Annotated in this window: 14 protein-coding genes; 5 read left to right on the plus strand and 9 right to left on the minus strand. The window is 68.1% G+C overall.

Annotated elements, in window-relative coordinates; translation table 11 throughout:
- Positions 1–53: 53 nt before the first annotated feature.
- The 6 genes from YWM_RS0117585 to YWM_RS24375 all read right to left on the minus strand — a co-directional run bounded on the left by YWM_RS0117585 (position 54) and on the right by YWM_RS24375 (position 5,915).
- The gene (locus YWM_RS0117585) at positions 54–695 is read right to left on the minus strand and encodes a DUF2848 family protein (protein WP_028851790.1); all 642 of its coding nucleotides are present in this window, start codon (positions 693–695) and stop codon (positions 54–56) included.
- A 50-nt stretch (positions 696–745) separates the two neighbouring features.
- Positions 746–1,669 (minus strand): ABC transporter substrate-binding protein, encoded by a 924-nt coding sequence (locus YWM_RS0117590; protein ID WP_028851791.1) that lies wholly within the window; start codon positions 1,667–1,669, stop codon positions 746–748.
- 12 nt (positions 1,670–1,681) lie between these two features.
- Positions 1,682–3,202 carry a 4-hydroxyphenylacetate 3-hydroxylase family protein gene (locus tag YWM_RS24370; RefSeq protein ID WP_084609170.1) on the minus strand — a complete coding sequence of 507 codons (1,521 nt, stop codon included), beginning with the start codon at positions 3,200–3,202 and terminating at the stop codon, positions 1,682–1,684.
- Positions 3,203–3,469: 267 nt separating this feature from the next.
- Positions 3,470–4,279 (minus strand): ABC transporter permease, encoded by an 810-nt coding sequence (locus YWM_RS0117600; RefSeq protein ID WP_028847510.1) that lies wholly within the window; start codon positions 4,277–4,279, stop codon positions 3,470–3,472.
- Positions 4,276–5,091 (minus strand): ABC transporter permease, encoded by an 816-nt coding sequence (locus tag YWM_RS0117605; protein WP_028851792.1) that lies wholly within the window; start codon positions 5,089–5,091, stop codon positions 4,276–4,278. Before YWM_RS0117605 ends, YWM_RS0117600 begins: the two co-directional genes overlap by 4 nt.
- 11 nt (positions 5,092–5,102) lie before the next feature.
- Positions 5,103–5,915: an ABC transporter ATP-binding protein gene (locus tag YWM_RS24375; protein ID WP_038044974.1), complete on the minus strand. Its 813-nt coding sequence runs from the start codon at positions 5,913–5,915 to the stop codon at positions 5,103–5,105.
- 200 nt (positions 5,916–6,115) lie between these two features.
- On the opposite strand from YWM_RS24375, the gene YWM_RS0117615 reads away from it, so the two are divergent.
- The 4 genes from YWM_RS0117615 to YWM_RS0117630 all read left to right on the plus strand — a co-directional run bounded on the left by YWM_RS0117615 (position 6,116) and on the right by YWM_RS0117630 (position 9,794).
- Complete coding sequence (locus YWM_RS0117615; protein ID WP_052345083.1) at positions 6,116–6,559, plus strand: hypothetical protein; 444 nt, start codon at positions 6,116–6,118, stop codon at positions 6,557–6,559.
- Positions 6,560–6,623: 64 nt separating this feature from the next.
- Positions 6,624–8,144: a S1 family serine peptidase gene (locus tag YWM_RS0117620; protein WP_028851794.1), complete on the plus strand. Its 1,521-nt coding sequence runs from the start codon at positions 6,624–6,626 to the stop codon at positions 8,142–8,144.
- A 40-nt stretch (positions 8,145–8,184) separates the two neighbouring features.
- Positions 8,185–9,138 (plus strand): RNA polymerase subunit sigma-70, encoded by a 954-nt coding sequence (locus YWM_RS0117625; RefSeq protein WP_028851795.1) that lies wholly within the window; start codon positions 8,185–8,187, stop codon positions 9,136–9,138.
- 62 nt (positions 9,139–9,200) lie between these two features.
- A complete protein-coding gene (locus YWM_RS0117630) occupies positions 9,201–9,794 on the plus strand; it encodes a maleylpyruvate isomerase family mycothiol-dependent enzyme (protein WP_028851796.1) in 594 nt (197 codons plus the stop codon).
- 2 nt (positions 9,795–9,796) lie between these two features.
- On the opposite strand, the gene YWM_RS24380 is transcribed toward YWM_RS0117630, so the two are convergent.
- The gene (locus YWM_RS24380) at positions 9,797–10,945 is read right to left on the minus strand and encodes an acyltransferase family protein (protein WP_084609169.1); all 1,149 of its coding nucleotides are present in this window, start codon (positions 10,943–10,945) and stop codon (positions 9,797–9,799) included.
- Positions 10,946–11,136: 191 nt separating this feature from the next.
- Here YWM_RS24380 and YWM_RS24385 point away from each other — a divergent pair, with 191 nt between their 5' ends.
- Complete coding sequence (locus tag YWM_RS24385; RefSeq protein WP_245566083.1) at positions 11,137–12,447, plus strand: MFS transporter; 1,311 nt, start codon at positions 11,137–11,139, stop codon at positions 12,445–12,447.
- 546 nt (positions 12,448–12,993) lie between these two features.
- Here the strand turns inward: YWM_RS24385 and betT are convergent.
- Together betT and betA are read right to left on the minus strand one after the other, a co-directional pair.
- A complete protein-coding gene (gene betT / locus YWM_RS24390) occupies positions 12,994–15,066 on the minus strand; it encodes a choline BCCT transporter BetT (RefSeq protein ID WP_084612495.1) in 2,073 nt (690 codons plus the stop codon).
- 3 nt (positions 15,067–15,069) lie between these two features.
- Positions 15,070–16,728, minus strand: coding sequence for a choline dehydrogenase (gene betA / locus YWM_RS0117650; protein WP_028851797.1), 1,659 nt, complete (start codon positions 16,726–16,728; stop codon positions 15,070–15,072).
- Positions 16,729–16,834 lie beyond the last annotated feature (106 nt).

The following is a 16,834-nucleotide window of genomic DNA, read 5'->3' on the forward strand; positions in this document are numbered from 1 at the left end:
ACGGCAGGTGGCGGGTGATCCGGGCTCGGAGGGGCATGGCGACTTCGCTCGAACTAGGTTCGCTGGGTGACGCGGTAAGCCACGCTCAGTGGCTGTTGATGGGGCATCGCCAGCGTCATTTCCCACTCGTGCCCGGCGACGAACTGACCGTCGAGCAGCGGAAGCGTGCCGCAGAACAGCACGACGTCGCCGTCGGCCGGGAAACGCTCGAGAGTCTCCACCGGCGGGAGCAGCTCGGTCAGGCGTCCCTCCTGGTAACGGTGCCCGTCGCACCGCGATGCGAGCTCGATGGAGTCCCAGTCGACGTCCGGCGACAGCGGCACGACCACCCGCGACACCGGCTTCGCGCAGGCCGCCTTCGCCTCGAACAGGCTGGTGCGCTGCAGGTCGCGATCGGTGTGGTCGGACCCGACCGTCAGATACAGCCGTCCGTCGTGTCGGATGAGCACCGGCTCGGCCTCGCCGGAGGTTCGCGCGCCGGCCACGGTGATCTCGGCCGAGTGGGTGAGCAGACCCGCTGGGATCGGGCAGAAGCTCGGCACCGACTCGGGTTCCGGGATACCGATCGCGGCCAGTTCCTTGACGTGGGCGCGCAAGGCGTCCTGGTCGCGTGCGGTGTAGCCGGCGATGACCAGCTGAAAGTCGGACAGGGTGACGGCAGGGCCGCCGATCACGTCGAACACCACGCCGGTCATGGAGGAACGCCTTTCGCAGTCCGGACAGCGACGAGCAGGGCGGGCGGACCTTACTCCTGCCGGGACCACAGCGGCGCGAACTGGGTCGCCACGGCTTGCTCGTACGACGGTCGGTGATCGAGCAGGCCGATGTCCGAGGCGAAAGCGTGCAGCGCGGTGACTTCGTCGTTGCTGATCGCCGGGAGGTAGAAAGTCCGATCACGCGCGATGAGGTCCGCGATCAGCGAGTTCTCCATCTCGGGGAACAGATCCTTGCCGGCCTGCGTGGCCAGCGACGGGTCGCGCCGCAACGCTTCTTGTGCCGCGACCAGGCCGCGCACCACGGCTGCCACCGTTTCCGGTTCGGAGTCGATCAAGTGCTCGGTCGTCGACAGCGCGGGAAATGTCTGCTGGGCCCCTGGGCCGCCGTCTCGCCGAGCATCCACCACCACGGTTCCGGCACCGGTGCGCACCGCCACTTCGGCGCCCATGCCGTTCGCCCAGAACGCGTCGATCGTGCCTGCCCGCAGCGCTTCCGCGGCGGTCACGCCGAACGACACCCCGGCCCCGCTGGTGCCCGGTACCGGCGCGATGGTGATCCCGGCCGTGTCCGGGTCGATGCCGTTGAGCCGGAACAGCCGACCCAGCGCTTCGCCGACTCCCGGGGCGGCCCCGATGCGCAGTCCGGACAGGGCTGACAGGTCGCCGCGACCCACGCCGAGATCCGACCGCACCACCAGGAACCAGTACGTGTTGTGGGACAGGGCGGCGACCAGCTTCGCGCCGTCCCAGCCCGGGAAACCGTACAGCGGCGCGTGCGCCGCGCCGGCGAGAAAGTCGATCCGCCGCTCGCGCAGCGCCACCGCGGCGTCGGTGACCGGGAAGATCAGCTCGATCTCGGCGTCGATCCCTTCCTGTTCGAGGAAGCCGAGTTGCACGGCCGCGATCGCCGGGAAGTAGGAGTTGGACACCAGGTCTGGCAGGCCGATGCGCATCCGGGCTCCTCGCTACGCGTCGACGGTCTCGGCGGCTTCGACCTTCTCGACCTGGCCGTCGAGACGGCCGTCGGTCGGGCCGTTGCGGTCGTAGCCCGACATGAGGCTGTCCAGCAGGCCGCCCGCGCGTCGGAAGTCGTAGACCTGGGCCATCCGGGAGCGGACCAAGAACGGCGCGCCCGCGTAGAACATCTCGTACTGCTCGTGCCTGCCCGCGAACTCCGAACCGATCAGGTCCCACGCCAGCTTGAGGAGCTTGACGCGCTGCTCGCTCTCCCAGCCGGGCGACTGGACGTACCGGCGCAAGTCCGCTCCCGCCTCCGGGTGGTCGTAGTCCCGTGCCGACGACGGGAGCTGGATGAGCCCGCCACCGCACAGATCACGCAGCAGTTGCAGCAGTTTCGGGTAGAACTGCGACTGCAGCGTTTGCACCGCGAAGCACTCCGCGCGACCGGGCCAGGCGACGCCGAAGTCGTCGATCTCGCAGTTCTGTTCCTGCGCGGCGACCAGCCCGGACACCATCGCGGCGTGGGCGGCGATCTCGCCGAGCGTGCCGCGCACCGGGGGGAACTTCGCGGACCCGTTCATCTCCGCGATCCGCATGGCCAGCCCGGCAAGCAGGTCGAGCTTGACCGAGAACCGGACCTGCGCCTGGTTGTTACCGAGCAGGTGGGCCGGTGTCTTGTTCCATTGGTCGGCGGTGACCTGCCGGTTGCGGTAGATGAACACCCGCTCCCACGGCACGAAAACGTCGTCGAAGACGATCAGCGAATCGGTCTCGTCGAATCGGGTGGCCAGCGGGTAGTCGAACATGCTGGACGCGGCCGCCGCGTAACTCCGGCGTGAGTAGACCTTCAACCCCGGCGCGTTCAGCGGCACGGCGACAGAGATTGCGTAGTCGTCGTCGCCCTCCTGCAGCGGCACGATGCACGACAGCACCAGGTAGTCCGACACGGCCGCACCGGTGCCGAGCATCTGCGCGCCCTTGATGACGATGCCGTCCGCGCGCTCCTCTTTCACCCCGGCGTACAGATGCGGGTCTTCCTGCTGGTGCGCGGGCTTACTGCGGTCGATCTGCGGCGGAACGATGGTGTAGGTGCAATACAGATCGTTGTCCCGCACGTACTCGTAGAACCGGGTGATGCGTTCGCCGAACTCCTCTCCCGCGGCGGCGAAGACGTCAGGCCGGGCAGCCCATCCGCTGAGAAAGCCGGCCACGTGCTCGGGACCGCGGCCGATCAAGCCGCCGGTCACTTCGGCGAGTTTGCGCAGCGCGATCCGGCGGCGCCGCAAGTCGTCCTCGCTGCGGGGGATCAGGAACGACATGTTGACCGGCTCGCCGGTGGTGGGCGAAGGAAACGTCATCACGTCCCGGTTGGCCTCGTCATGCGCCATGTCGTAGACGCGTGCGATCGAACGCACCGCCCCGGCGAATGCCGGATGCGTGGTCACGTCCGACACGTATTCCCCGTCGACGAAGACACGTCGATCATTGCGAAGGCCGCGAATGTATTCCTTGCCTGACCGTGTCATCTCAATCCTCTGGCGTCCGACGAACGGCGGCCCGCTCGGCCGCCGTGGTGCCGCTTGTCCGCTCGCGCGGCTCCGCGTTCGCCGCTGGTCGCACCGAGACGCGGCGCCGGTCCCCGCTCCACGCCCGGGGCGACGGCCTCACTTACCTTACTCAGAAACCTACCTTAAGTTAATCATAAGGCACAAGCTTCTACCAGGGTCAGTGCTCGAAGGGGTGGACGGCGGGCACCGGCTCTCGGGCACGGCGAGGTCCGGTGACGCCCGCTGTCAGCGCCGTCGATGCCGGAACAGGCGCTCGTCGATCAGCCCGATCGCGATGTTCACCCCGAGCGCGACGACGGTGGTGATCACGATCAGGCCGTATGCGAGCGACGTCTGGTAGTACTGCTGCGCCAGCGAGAGCGAGCCGCCGAGGCCGGGGACCTGAGTGAGGATCTCCACGATCAACGTCACGATCAGCACTACCGGGGTCGCGATGCGCACGCCGGTGAGGATCGAGGAGAACAGCGAAGGCACGACGATCTTCCTGATCCGGTCGTAGCGACTCAGGTGCAACGTCCTGGCCACGTCGAGCAGCACCGGATTCATCTCGCGCATGCCGGAACGGGTGCTGAGCAGCACCGGGAACATCGCGGTGAGCACCACGACGGTGAGCTTCATCGACTCGGTGAAGCCCAGGATGAGCACGAAGATCGGCACCTGTGCCGACGACGGCATGGCTCGGACGAATTCCAGGAACGGGTTCAGCATGCGGTCGACGAACCTGACGCTGCCCACCACCACACCGAGGACGACACCGATGGCCGTGGCCAGCAGCAGGCCCACCGTGAACGTGACCGCGGTGCCGGCAAGAGCGGTGGCCAGTTCACCTGACTCGGCGAACTCGACGACCGCGGGGAGCCAGGTCGACGGTCGCGGGAAGAAGGTCGAGTCGTCCGTGCCGAACAACTGCCAGAGAACGAGCAGGGCGACGAACGGCAGCAGGCCGCGCAGGGGCGGTCGGGAGCCGATCTGCGGACCATCCGGTCCGACGGCCCGGTTTGCCCTGGTCGCGGGGCGGAACGCGGTCGTGGTCATGAGCCGGCCTCCGCGAAGCGCAGGTGGTGGCCGGGGGCGATCAGCCGGGCGAGGAAGACGAAGGCGGCGTTGAGCAGCACGCCGAGCAGCCCGATGGAGAGGAAGTAGAAGAACATCTGGTCGGCCTGCAACGCTTCCTGGGCCTCGACCAGCGCGTTGCCCATGCCCGCCGGGTTGCCGAGCATCTCCGCGGCGACGGTCAGGATCAGCGACAGTGCCAGCGAGAGCCGAAGGCCCACGAGGACCTTGGGCAGCGCGGCCGGGAGGATGATCTTGCGTGCGGTCTCCAGCCTGCCGAGCCGCAGTGTGGTGGCGGTGTCGCGGAGGCCTTGCGGGACCAGGCGGACCCCGTCGACGGCGCTGACCATGACCGGCCACTGCGCGGAGACGATGACCAGCACCAGCTCCATCTGCACGGAGAAGCCGAAGACCAGCACGGCGATCGGCAACAGCACGACGGATGGCAGTGCGCGGAAGAGCTCGATGGTGGACATGGAGTAGACCCACACCCGGCGCGACATGCCGAGTGCGAAGCCGATCATCAGGCCCGAGCAGCTGGCGATCGCCCAGCCGGTCAGGGTCACGCTGACCGTGTGCCCGACGGTGGGTAGGAATGCGTTCTGCGCGATGAGCGTGGCGCCCGCGGAGAGGATCTCCGATGGTCGCGGCAGGAACATCAGATCGATGAGGCCCGCCCGGTCGGCGGCCTCCCACACCGCGAACAGCACGATCAGGAACGTCACGCCAGGTAGGTTGATCTTGGCGAGCAGACGCGGGCCGAGCGGTCTGGCGCGCTGCGCTTGCGTGGTCATCGCCGGCTTCCTCAGGAGTTCACGTGGTCGCTGACCGCGTCGTAGATCTCGTGGCGTAGCCGCAGGTACTCGGGGTGTTCCTTGGTGGTGACCTGGTTGCGCGGCGAAGGCAGGTCGACGTCACGTTCCAGCAGGATCCGGCCCGGCGAGCCGCTGAGCACGATGACGCGGCTGCTCACATAAACCGCTTCCTCGATGTCGTGCGTGATGAACACGACCGTGGTACCGGTCCGGCGCTGAATCCGCAGCAGCTCGTCCTGCAGGTTCGCCTTGGTCATCGCGTCGAGGGCGCCGAACGGCTCGTCCATCAGCAGGACGCGCGGTCGCATGGCGAGGGCCCTGGCGAGTTGCAGGCGCTGCTGCATGCCGCCGGAGAGCTGAGCCGGGTAGTCGTCGATGCGATCGCCGAGGCCGACCATGTCCAGCACCTCGCGGGTGCGCTGAGCGACTTCGGCCTTGGACAGCGAGTTCTCGATGCCGAGGGCGACGTTGCGGCCGACGGTGCGCCAGGTGAGCAGCGACGAGGCGTAGTCCTGGAACACCATGATCACGCCCCGCGGTGGGCCGTCGATCGGTGCGCCGTCGAAGTGGATCTGGGTGCCTTCGCTCGGCGCGAGCAGCCCACCGAGGATGCGGAGCAAGGTGGTCTTGCCGACGCCGGATGTGCCGAGGAGGGCCAGGAACTCGCCCTGGTGGACGTCGAAGTTGACGTCCTGAAGGATGCGGCGCCGATGCGCGCCGTGGCCGAACTCGATCGCGAGGTTGCGGCAGGAGAAGATCGCGTCCGTCGCCGGGGTCACCGGGTCGACCGTGATTTCCGACAATCCGAAACCTCTTCCGTGTCGTCAGCCGCGGTGCGACAGCGGCCGCGCCTGGGTGCCTGTCGCGGTCTCCGGGCGGCCGGCGTCGGGCAATTGATTAACTTAACTACCTGACTTGACAATCTCTTGAATGTAGCCCGGGCCTGCAGCAAGGTCAATAACCTGGGTGAACCAGTCGGTCCGTCAGAAAGGTGCGGTTGACCATGACGCTTCCCGTCGAAGTGAACGCGGCGCTCCAGGGGTGGCCAGAGGCGGATACGCAGGAGCAGGCGTTCGTGTTCCTTACCGTCGACGAGCACGATTTCCCGCATGTTGCGCTGCTGTCACGAGCGGAGATCCATCCGGCGGATGACAAGGTTCTGGTCGCCGTTTCCGGCACGACGACGCGGGCGAACCTGCGGTGCGCGGGCCAGGCCACGCTGGTGGTCTTCGTGGCGGACACCGCGCACTACCTGAAGCTGCGCGCCGTCGACAGTCGAGAGGGCGAGGGGTTCACCGTGGTGGCGTTCCGGGTGGCGCACCACAAGGCCGATTCGGTCGGGATCCCGCTGCGGCCCGTGTCGTTCCGCACCTCGTCGGACCTAGCCCGCTTCGAACACTGGGAACGGCATCGGGAAGCCCTGCTGGAGTTCGCTCGGCGGCGCTGAACTGTTGCACGCCCATGACCTGGCGCGCACGGGGCGATGAACCTGGTCGGCCACAGTGTGCGGCATGAGAACTCGATCTGTCATCGTCGTCGTTGCCGCAGCGATGACGGCCGGCGCACTTTTCGCCCCGTCCGCGGCCGCGATTCAGGGCGGAGCGCCGGCTGAGGAGCCGTATTCGTTCATGGGCTCGCTCCAGCGGCCGACGTACCTTCCCGCGCCGCCCGGGCCGGACGGTCACGCGTGCGGCGCGATGGTGGTCGCACCGCAGTGGGTCCTGACCGCCTCGCACTGTGCGCGCAACCCGACCGGCGCGGCGGTCGGCACACCGCGCGAGATGTACGTCCGCATCGGTTCGCTGGACAACACCCGGGGCGGCCAGTTCGTCGAGGTCGACAAGTTCTACCGCCGTGGGGTGGAAGGCGACATGTGGGGCAAGGACATCGCCTTGCTGCACCTGAAGACGCCGGTCGACGGCGAGCCGGTGGAGCTGGCCGACAAGGCACCCGAGGTCGGCACCACGGCACGCGTGCTCGGTTGGGGCTCGACGTGCAGCGACGGCGAGAACACGCCGGACTGCTACCCGACGAAGCTGCGCGAGATCGACCTCGAAGTGCAGCCGATCGAGGCGTGCTCGCCTGCGGTCGACGGTGAGCTCTGCATCGGTGTCCGCGACGGCAGCATCGGCCCGCGCAACGCCGACTCGGGCGGCCCGGCGCTGATTCGCGACGACGGCAAGTGGAAGCTGGCCGGCGTCGTCAGTGGCTCGGGGAGCAACGAGCCCACCTTGTTCACCGACGTCACCCGGCATCGGGACTGGATCAACGGCATCGTCAGCGGCACCGACGTTCCGCCGGAGGAACCGATGCCGTCGGTAGCGGGCTCGGTGAACCTCGGCACCTGTGTCGGCTCCGTGGTGCGCACGTCCACCGCAAGGCCGGACGACCCTGCGTTGCTGCTCACCAACGGCCACTGCGTGGAGGGAAAGCCGCCTGCTCCTGGGTCCGCGCTGGTCGATCGACCCGCTGACCGAGACGTGCGGATCGCGGACGACGAGGGCTACCCGAAGGCCACGGCCACCGCTGTCCGCCTGGTGTACGCGACGATGACCGGCACGGACATCGCGCTCTACCGGCTGGACAAGACGTACGCGGAGCTCGAGCACGCAGGCGCGAGAATCTTCCGGCTCACCGACGAGCCGCCGAACGTCGGCGACCAGGTCGACGTACTGACCACCAGCACCCGCAAGAGCTGCGAGATCGAGGCGGTCGTGCCGCACGTTCGCGAAGACGGCTACCAGCTGGACCACTCGCTGCGCTACGCGGCAGCCGAAAGCTGCTTGCCCATGAAGGGGGATTCCGGCTCTCCGGTGCTGTCCGGCGAGACCGTGGTCGCCATCCACAGCTCCACGAACATCAGCGGGGAGAAGTGCACGACGGACAACCCGTGTGAGGTGGCCGAAGACGGCACGGTCACGGCGGAGAAGGGCAGGAGCTATGCGCAGCAGGTGGGTGGCATCCCGCCGTGCCTGACCAAGGACTCGCGGATCGACCTGCATCGGCCCGGTTGCGCTCTGACTCGGCCGTAAGACTTCGCCGTGTGTCGGACCGCCGTCCTAAAGTGGCGCAATGCAGGTCGTCGAGGAGTTGGCAGCGCTGCGCAAGCCGCTCACCGGTTACTGCTATCGCATGCTGGCCTCGGCCGCCGACACCGACGACGCCGTTCAGGAAACCCTGGTGCGCGCCGCGACCCGCATCGAGCAATTCGATCCGGCGCGCGGAAGCCTCACCGCGTGGGTGTATCGCATCGCCACCAACGTGTGCCTCGACATGCTGCGTACGGCGAAACGCCGCGAATTGCTGGTCAAGCCGGCCTCCGCGCTCGCAGACGGTGAACTGGGAGCGCCGCTGCCGCCGGAGACGTGGGTGGAGCCGATGCCCGATTCCCGCCTGCTCAGTTCGGCCCCCGAGGAGCGGGCGGAGGCGCGGGAGTCGGTGCGACTGGCCTTCGTCGCCGCGTTGCAGCGGCTGACTCCGCGGCAGCGTGCGGTCCTGGTGCTGCGCGATGTGTTGTCCTTCTCGGCACGGGAGACCGCGGAAATCCTCGAGACGTCGCCCGCTTCGGTCACCAGTGCGCTGCAGCGTGCGCGTGATGCGCTCCGGGCTGAGCACTACGACCCGACCAAGCTAGCCGAACCCCGAGCCGGCGACCAGCGAAGGCTGCTGGAGCGATACGTCGCCGCCTTCGAGGCGCACGACGTCGCAGCGTTGACCAAGTTGCTCAAGGACGACGCCATCGCCTCCATGCCGCCGTTCGCCTGGAGTCTGCAGGGTGGCGTCCGCATCGCGCAGCTTGTCGCGTCGAACGATGCGTGCGTCGATGACCGGCTCGTCCCGTGCGGGTTCAACGGCGGGTTCGGGTTCGGCCAGTACCGACCCGACGACTCCGGCAGATTGGCCCCGTTTGCGCTGGTAGCGGTCGAGGTCGAGGACGGCCTGATCTCGCGCATCGTGACGTTCCTCGGCACCGGTGACCGGTTCGCGGAGTTCGGATTGCCTGCCCTGGTCGCCGCGGCCGATTAATTCCGCCCTCCGGCGTCGTATCAACCCGCGTAAGCGTCGACGACGTCGAAAGGAGTCAGCTCATGACGACCGAGCTGATCACGCACACGCAAGCCGAGCGGCAGCGTCTCGCAGGCCTGCTCGACCACCTCACGCCGCAGCAGTGGCATCACCCGTCGCTGTGTGCAGGCTGGCGGGTGTGCGAGGTGGTGGCACACATGACGATGCCGTTCCGCACCAAGCCATGGCGGTTGCTGACCGGTCTGCTCTCGGCCGGATTTCGGTTCAACAAGTTCGCCGACCGCGACGCCCGCGCGACCGCCGCGGCCATGGATCAGCGTGAGCTGGTGCAGATGCTGAAGGACAACATCACGCATCCGTGGAGGCCGCCGGGCGGAGGTGCGGCGGGCGCGCTGAGCCACGATGTCATCCACGGACTGGACATCACCGAGCCGCTCGGCTTGCCCGCGCCGCCAACCGAACGGATCGCCATGGTCCTGGCATCGGGTGACGACCGTCAGCTCCGGTATTTCGGCGTCGATCTCGGTGGGCACACGCTGGTCGCCACGGACGCCGACATTCGCGTCGGGAAGGGCGCCAACCAGATCGAGGTGTCCGCGAAGGACCTGCTTCTGGTCGTCACCGGCCGTCTGCCGCTGGAGCGCGTCGCAGGGTGAGGTCAGGCGGTCGCGGTCGCAGGCGTCTGCGGCGAGGGCGTGGCCGGCGTGCGGCGTTGGGTGAGAGCCCGGTACGCCGGTCGTTCGACCAGCACGTGCAACAGGTATCCGGCGAGGCCGACGGCGGCCAGCACGGCGATGAGTCGCGGCCAAGCAGGCAGGCCGGCGTCGCTGAGGACACGCGCCAGCACGTAGCCGAGTTGCTGGTGCACCAGGTAGACGCAGTAGGTGAGCCCGGCCAGCCACGCAAGCGGGCGACGAACCGGCTGCAGGAACGCCCAATCCGTGCCGCGCGCGGCGGCCGCGATCGCCGCCAGCATGGCCGCGAACGCCAGGCCGGCCGCGATCTCCCAGTGCACCGACCCGAAGTGGATCATCGTGCCGACCGCGCACAACAGCGTCAGCTCGCCGGTCGCCACGTGCCCGCGTGACCACAGCCAGATCGCGACGCCGAGCCCGAACAGGTAGGCGTTCCACACCCCGAGGCCGGTCAGCAGGCTGTAGGCCGGGCCATCCATCACGCTGGGCATCAGCTTCAGCGGGCTGGCCGCGACGCTGAGCGCCACCAATCCCCTGGCCAGGTTTCGGATGTGCGTGATGTTCGGCCGTCGGCTGAAGACCAGCGCCGCGGCGATGAAGGCCAGCACCTGCAGTGGAAGCGTCCAGTACGAGTAGTCCAGGGGAACCCAGCCGCGGTGCCACGCCGGTACGAGCAGCACGTTGGCGACGAGGTCGGCGACGTCCGGTAGGTACCACGGCGCGGGCGCACCTGGGCCAGGGTCGGTCACCTGCGGCTCGCCGAACAGCCGGCCGAACAGCCCCGAGGCCTCCCAGCCGTTGAACGACAGCACCGCGATCCGGCTGACCACGTAGACGATCAGCACGGCGGCCAAGTAGGCAGGGAGAAGTCGGGCGAGACGGCGGGCCAACCACCGACCGGGCGTGCCTCGGCGGAGCGTGACACAGGCGAAATAGGCCGACAGCACCAGCAGCGTGCTCGCCCCCATGCGGACTTCCAGGCCAATGGGGTACTCGTCGACGCCGGGCATGATCCGCGGCCCGAGGAAGGTGACGTGCCCGATCACGACGCCCAGCACGGCGACGATCCGGATGAAGTCCCAGTTGGCCTGCCTGGCCGCCGCGCTCGCCATGCCTCTCCCGGTCGCGAAGATCGTCGGACGACCGTACTGAGTTGCCGGGGTGGTGAATGGTTCCCAGCGGGAGCGCTCTGTGCGTCAGGTCATACCTTCCGTCCCGAGGAGCTCGCGCCGCGGCGAAGCGATGAGTTTTTCGTGCGGGTCCGGTCGGACCTGGTGACCGCCACCAAGCCAGGAGGCCCGCAATGTCCGAGGTCACCAGCGACCCCACTCGCACCTTCCGCCGCGTACTGGCCAACACCCTGCTGGCCGGGGTGACGACCACGTTCCTGTGGTTCGCGCTGACCTTCTGGGTGTACCTGGAGACGAGGTCCGTGCTGGCCGCCTCGCTCATCTCCGGCCTGTACATGCTGGTCTCGGCCGCCGCCGGGTCGTTCTTCGGTGCGATCGTGGACGCACACCGCAAGAAGACCTCGATGGTGCTGTCCAGCACCAGCACCCTGCTGGTCTATCTCGTAGCCGGACTGATCTACCTGACCGTGCCGGTGGCGCGGCTGGTCGACTTCACCGACGCGTTCTTCTGGCTGTTCAACGGGCTGGTCCTGATCGGTGGCGTGATGGGGTCGCTGCGGTCGATCGCGCTGTCCACCACGGTGACCCTGCTGGTGCCCGCGGACCGGCGGGACAAGGCGAACGGCATGGTCGGCACCGTCAACGGACTGGCGCACATGGCCACCAGCGTCTTCAGTGGGCTGGCCATCGGCTTCTTGGGCATGGGCGGCACCATCGTCGTGTCGATCGTGCTCACCGCCGCCGCGCTGCTGCACCTGGCGACGATCCGCATCGACGAACCGCACGTCGAGCGGAGCGAACGTTCGCGCATGGATGTTCGCGGCACGTGGCGAACCATTCGTGCGGTGCCGGGGCTGTGGGCGCTGATCTTGTTCGCCGCGTTCAACAACCTGGTCATGGGCGTGTTCATGGCACTCACCGACCCGTACGGCCTGACGCTGTTCTCCGTCGAGACCTGGGGCATCGTGCTCGGCGTGGTCGGCATCGGCTTCATCGCCGGCGGGGCGTGTGTCGCCCGGTTCGGCCTCGGCCGATCACCGCTGCGGACGTTGCTGCTGGTGAACATGCTGCTCGCGGTCGTCGGGGTGGCGACGGCCATCCGGGGGGTGGCAGCTGTTGCTGGTGCTCGGGATGTTCGGATTCATGTTCCTCATCCCGGTCGCCGAGGCCGCCGAGCAGACGATCCTGCAGCGCGTGGTGCCGTTCGAGCGGCAGGGGCGGGTGTTCGGGCTGGCGCAAAGTGTGGAGAGCGCGGCCGCACCGGTGTCGTCGTTCGTGATCGGACCGCTTGCCCAGCTGGTCATCATCCCGTTCATGGCCACCGACGCCGGCCGCACCACGTTCGGCTGGCTGCTCGGCGACGGCCCGGCCCGCGGGATCGCGCTGGCGTTCGTGGCGGCAAGCCTGATCATGCTGGTCACCGTGCTGGCGGCGTTCTTCAGCGCCGCGTACCGCAGGCTGAACCGGGCGTGCGCCGAAACTGAGGCAACAATCGCGCCAGTCGTGACACCTTCTCCGGTGCCCGTGGCGGCCTGACTCCCAGGTGGACAGGGGTTTTCTGCGTCAAATTGGCCACTGGGCCGAACGGTTGATTGCAACTGTGCAACCGCGTTCGCCGTGAGTGGGGATATACCGTCGACTGTGTGCTCGCGCAGGTGCGAGCCCTTGGGGGAACTGGGGGCGATACATGTCTGTACGAAATCGTCGAATCGGTCGTGCTGCCCGGGTGCTCGGCCCCGCGTCACGGGTGATGGCTCGCTCGCTTCGCGGGCACGGTCACGGGTGACGGGCCGCTCGGCCCCGTGGCCGCAGGTGCCGCTCGGCCCCGTGGCCGCGGGTGCCGCTCGCCTCCGCGGTCACAGGTGAGGGGTCACTCGCCTCCGCGGCCACGCGTAACGGGCCGCTCGGTCCCGTGTCCGACCAGCAGGATACGCGCCGATCGACAGCCTCGCACCAGGCCCGCTGAGGCCGCCGCGCCGCCCGACAGCCTCGCGCCAGGCCCCTGAGGCCGCTGCGCACCAACTAGCCGATCACCGGTCGTTGGTGCGCAGCCGCAGGTACTCCAGGTGCCGTTCGTACTGGTCGAGCACGTCCCCGATGAGCTGCTCCTTGCCGTACCCGAGGACGTCGTAGCCCTGCCCGCCCTCGGTAAGGAACACCTCGAACCGGACGTAGGTGTCGGCCCCGCTGACGCGGTGCAGCGCGTACGTCGGTGTCGGCGCCACCCGCGGCCAGAGTCGGTAGACGAAGTCGTCCTCACCGTCGACCGGCACGGACAACTCGACGTAGTCGATCCCGGCGTCGTCCGCGGGCGCCTCGGTGACCGTCGCCGGTACGCCGCGATCGCAGAGCTCTTCGCACACGTCGTCCAGCGCCGGGCGAGCCACGTCGGCGACGAACCTCCGCGCGTCGTCCGGATCGGGATAGGAGACCACGCGAGCAAGCCGCTGCCGCCAACTTCGGTGCACTCCGCGCGGCTCGATACCCACGCGTTCGGACAGCGACGCCGGAAGGCTGCTGATCATGGCGTCCTCCCGGATGCCTTCGCGTTTGAGCGCCCGGTAGAGGCCCCACATGATCACGAACATCACGAACGAGAACGGCAGGCCCATCACGATGGTGGCGCTGGTGAGCGCGTCCACCCCGCCGGCGAGCAGCATGCCGAGCGTCAGCAGACCGGTCGCGGTGGCCCAGAAGATCCGCAGCCACGGGGCACCGTCGGTCAACGGCGTGCGCAGATGAGAGCTGAGGTTGGACATCACCAGGGCCGCCGAGTCCGCCGACGTGACGTAGAGGAACAGGCCGACGACCACGGTGAGGCCTGCGCTGAACGTCAATCCGGGGTACTCGGCGAGCAGGGCGAAGAACCCTTGCTCCGGCGCCGACGCGGCCAGCTCGCCGAACTCCTCGTTGCCGTCGCGGATGACACGCAGCGCGGCGTTGCCGAACACCGACAGGAACGCCAGCGTGAACAACAGCGGGATGATCAGCGTGGCGGCGATGAACTGCCGGATGGTGCGCCCGCGCGAGATGCGCGCGAGGAACACGCCCACGAACGGAGCCCAGGCGATCCACCACGCCCAGAAGAACAGCGTCCAGTCGTTCAGCCAGTCGACCGGAGGGTCGAAGGCGAACGTGTTCATGGTCATCGACGGGAACCGGCTCACGTAGTCGCCGATGTTCATGACCAAGCTGTTCAGCACCCGGACCGGGCTCTCGTAGATCGAGACGTAGACCATCAGCGCGATGGCCAGCACCACGTTCAGCATCGAGATGAGGCGGATGCCCTTGTCCACACCGGAGACGGCGGAGAACGTCGCGATGCCCACGGCGATGGCGATCAGCGCGATCTGCACGGCGACGTTCTCCGGCAGATCGAAGATCAGCCGCAGCCCGTAGTTCAGCTGCACGACGCCGATACCCAGCGACACCGCGACGCCGAAGATGGTGCCGAGCATGGCGGCGCCGTCCACCGCGTCGCCCGCGGCCCCGTGGATCCGCTTGCCGATCAGCGGGTACAACGCCGACCGGACGGCGAGCGGCAGGCGGTGCCGGAACGAGAAATACGCCAGCGCCATACCCATCAGCGCGTACATCGCCCAGCCCGTGATGCCGTAGTGGAACAGGGTCCACACCACCCCTTGCCGGGCTGCCTCGATCGTCTCCGGGGTGCCTTCCGGCGGTTTCAAGTAGTGCGTCACCGGCCCGGCCACGGAGAAGAAGATCAGGTCCACACCGATGCCCGCGGCGAAGAACATCGACGCCCAGGCGAACATGCCGTAGTCCGGTGTGGAGTGCTGCGGCCCGAGCTTGATCTTGCCGTAACGCGACAGGGCCACGTACACCACGAAGACCAAGAACAACGTCGCGGCCAGGAAGTAGTACCAGCCGAAGCCCTGGGAGATCCACCCGACCACGGTGCCGATGGCCGCGCCCGCGCCGCTCGGCGAGATGATCGCCCAGCCGGCGATCAGCAGGATGATGACCGCCGACCCGATGAACACCCGGGTCTTGACGGCACGGTCCTTGCCCTCGGGCAGCAGTGCCGAGACCTCGGCGTTCGGCGGAGCGGCAGCCTCGTGATCTTTCGGCGGGGACGACATCGCTCAGCCCTCCTGGTCTCGGTGGCGGTAGAACGGGACGTCGGCGGGCGGCAGCGGAGTGTTGCCGCGGATGAGGTCGGCGGCCTTCTCGGCGAGCATCATCACCGGCGCGTAGATGTTGCCGTTGGTGATGTACGGCATGGCCGACGCGTCGACCACGCGCAGCCCCTCGACGCCGTGCACCCGCATGGATTTCGGGTCCACCACGTCATTCGGCCCGATCCCCATGCGGGCGGTGCAGCTCGGGTGGTAGGCCGTCTCGGCGTCCTTGGCCACCCAGTCGAGGATCTCCTCGTCCGACTGCACCGACGGCCCGGGCGAGAGCTCACCCGCGTCGAACGGTTCGAACGCGGGCTGGCCGAGGATGTCCCGCGCCACGTGGATCGCCTCGATCCACTCCTTGCGGTCGTTGGGCGTGGACAGATAGTTGAACCGCAGCGCCGGATGTTCCTTCGGGTTGGCGGACTTGATCGTCACCGACCCGCGCACGTCGGAGTACATCGGGCCGATGTGCACCTGGTAGCCGTGCTTCGCGCCGACCGGTGTGCCGTCGTAGCGGACCGCGATCGGCAGGAAGTGGAACATCAGGTTCGGGTACTTGACCTCGTCGTTGCCGCGGACGAAGCCGCCTGCCTCGAAGTGGTTCGTCGCCGCCGGGCCCTTCTTGCCGAGCAGCCACTGCAGCCCGATCTTCGGGCGGTTGTACAGCTTGAGCGCGGGGTTGAAGCTGATCGGCTGCTTGCAGGCGTGCTGGATGTAGACCTCGAGGTGGTCCTGCAGGTTCTGCCCGACGCCGGGCAGCGCGTGCACCACCTTGATGCCGAGCGGTTCGAGCAACTCCGGGTCCCCGACGCCGGACAGCTGAAGCAGCTGCGGGGTGTTGATGGCGCCGCCGGACAGGATGACCTCGCCCGCGTCGACGCGCCGGACCCGGCGGCTGCCGAAACGCGTGTACTCGACGCCGACCGCGCGCGTGCCGTCGAAGACGACCCGGTGCACGTGGTGCAACGTCTTGACCGTCAGGTTCGGCCGGTCCATCACCGGGTGCAGGTAGGCGCGCGCGGCCGACCAACGCCGACCGTTCTTGATGTTGCGGTCGAAGCGCGCGAAGCCTTCCTGCCGGAAGCCGTTGACGTCGTCGGTGAGCGAGTACCCGGCCTGCGTCGCGGCTTCCAGGAATGCGTCGAACAGTGGGTTCTTCGCCTGGCCGCGCTCCAGCCACAGCGGGCCGTCGCCACCACGCCAGTCGTCGGCGCCCGCGGTGCACGTCTCCATCTTCTTGAAGTACGGCAGGCAGTGCGCGTAGTCCCACGTCTCCATGCCCGGGTCGGACGCCCAGCGCTCGAGGTCCATCGGGTTGCCGCGCTGAAAGATCATGCCGTTGATGGAGCTGGAGCCGCCGAGCAGTTTGCCGCGGCCGTGGCTGACCCGGCGGCCACCCATGTACGGCTCGGGCTCGGATTCGTAGCGCCAGTCGTACAACGGGTTGCCGATCACCATGGTCAACGCCGCGGGCATGTGCGTGAAGATGTCCCACGCCCAGTCGGAACGACCGGCTTCCAGGACCAGCACGCGCGTGCCCGGGTCCTCGGTGAGCCGGTTCGCCAGGCAGCACCCAGCAGAGCCACCCCCGACAATGACGTAGTCGTACCGTTCGGTCATGCGGTCCTCCGCGTTGCGCATGCTGTACCGGTCTGCGTCACTAGGCTGGAGTTGACAGTAGACAGTCCGGCGAGATCGGGAAACCGCAAGCCGTTGGCCGCGGAGG

Source organism: Thermocrispum municipale DSM 44069 (assembly GCF_000427825.1).
GTDB lineage: Bacteria > Actinomycetota > Actinomycetes > Mycobacteriales > Pseudonocardiaceae > Thermocrispum > Thermocrispum municipale.

Excerpts from the sequence above, each read along its gene's own strand:
- YWM_RS24370 (WP_084609170.1), bottom strand. The coding sequence starts at position 3,202 with ATGACACGGTCAGGCAAGGAATACATTCGCGGCCTTCGCAATGATCGA.
- YWM_RS0117615 (WP_052345083.1), top strand. The coding sequence starts at position 6,116 with ATGACGCTTCCCGTCGAAGTGAACGCGGCGCTCCAGGGGTGGCCAGAG.
- YWM_RS0117625 (WP_028851795.1), top strand. The coding sequence starts at position 8,185 with ATGCAGGTCGTCGAGGAGTTGGCAGCGCTGCGCAAGCCGCTCACCGGT.
- YWM_RS0117585 (WP_028851790.1), bottom strand. The coding sequence starts at position 695 with ATGACCGGCGTGGTGTTCGACGTGATCGGCGGCCCTGCCGTCACCCTG.
- YWM_RS0117600 (WP_028847510.1), bottom strand. The coding sequence starts at position 4,279 with ATGACCACGACCGCGTTCCGCCCCGCGACCAGGGCAAACCGGGCCGTC.
- YWM_RS0117620 (WP_028851794.1), top strand. The coding sequence starts at position 6,624 with ATGAGAACTCGATCTGTCATCGTCGTCGTTGCCGCAGCGATGACGGCC.
- betT (WP_084612495.1), bottom strand. The coding sequence starts at position 15,066 with ATGTCGTCCCCGCCGAAAGATCACGAGGCTGCCGCTCCGCCGAACGCC.
- YWM_RS0117605 (WP_028851792.1), bottom strand. The coding sequence starts at position 5,091 with ATGACCACGCAAGCGCAGCGCGCCAGACCGCTCGGCCCGCGTCTGCTC.
- YWM_RS24385 (WP_245566083.1), top strand. The coding sequence starts at position 11,137 with ATGTCCGAGGTCACCAGCGACCCCACTCGCACCTTCCGCCGCGTACTG.
- YWM_RS0117630 (WP_028851796.1), top strand. The coding sequence starts at position 9,201 with ATGACGACCGAGCTGATCACGCACACGCAAGCCGAGCGGCAGCGTCTC.
- YWM_RS24380 (WP_084609169.1), bottom strand. The coding sequence starts at position 10,945 with ATGGCGAGCGCGGCGGCCAGGCAGGCCAACTGGGACTTCATCCGGATC.
- betA (WP_028851797.1), bottom strand. The coding sequence starts at position 16,728 with ATGACCGAACGGTACGACTACGTCATTGTCGGGGGTGGCTCTGCTGGG.
- YWM_RS0117590 (WP_028851791.1), bottom strand. The coding sequence starts at position 1,669 with ATGCGCATCGGCCTGCCAGACCTGGTGTCCAACTCCTACTTCCCGGCG.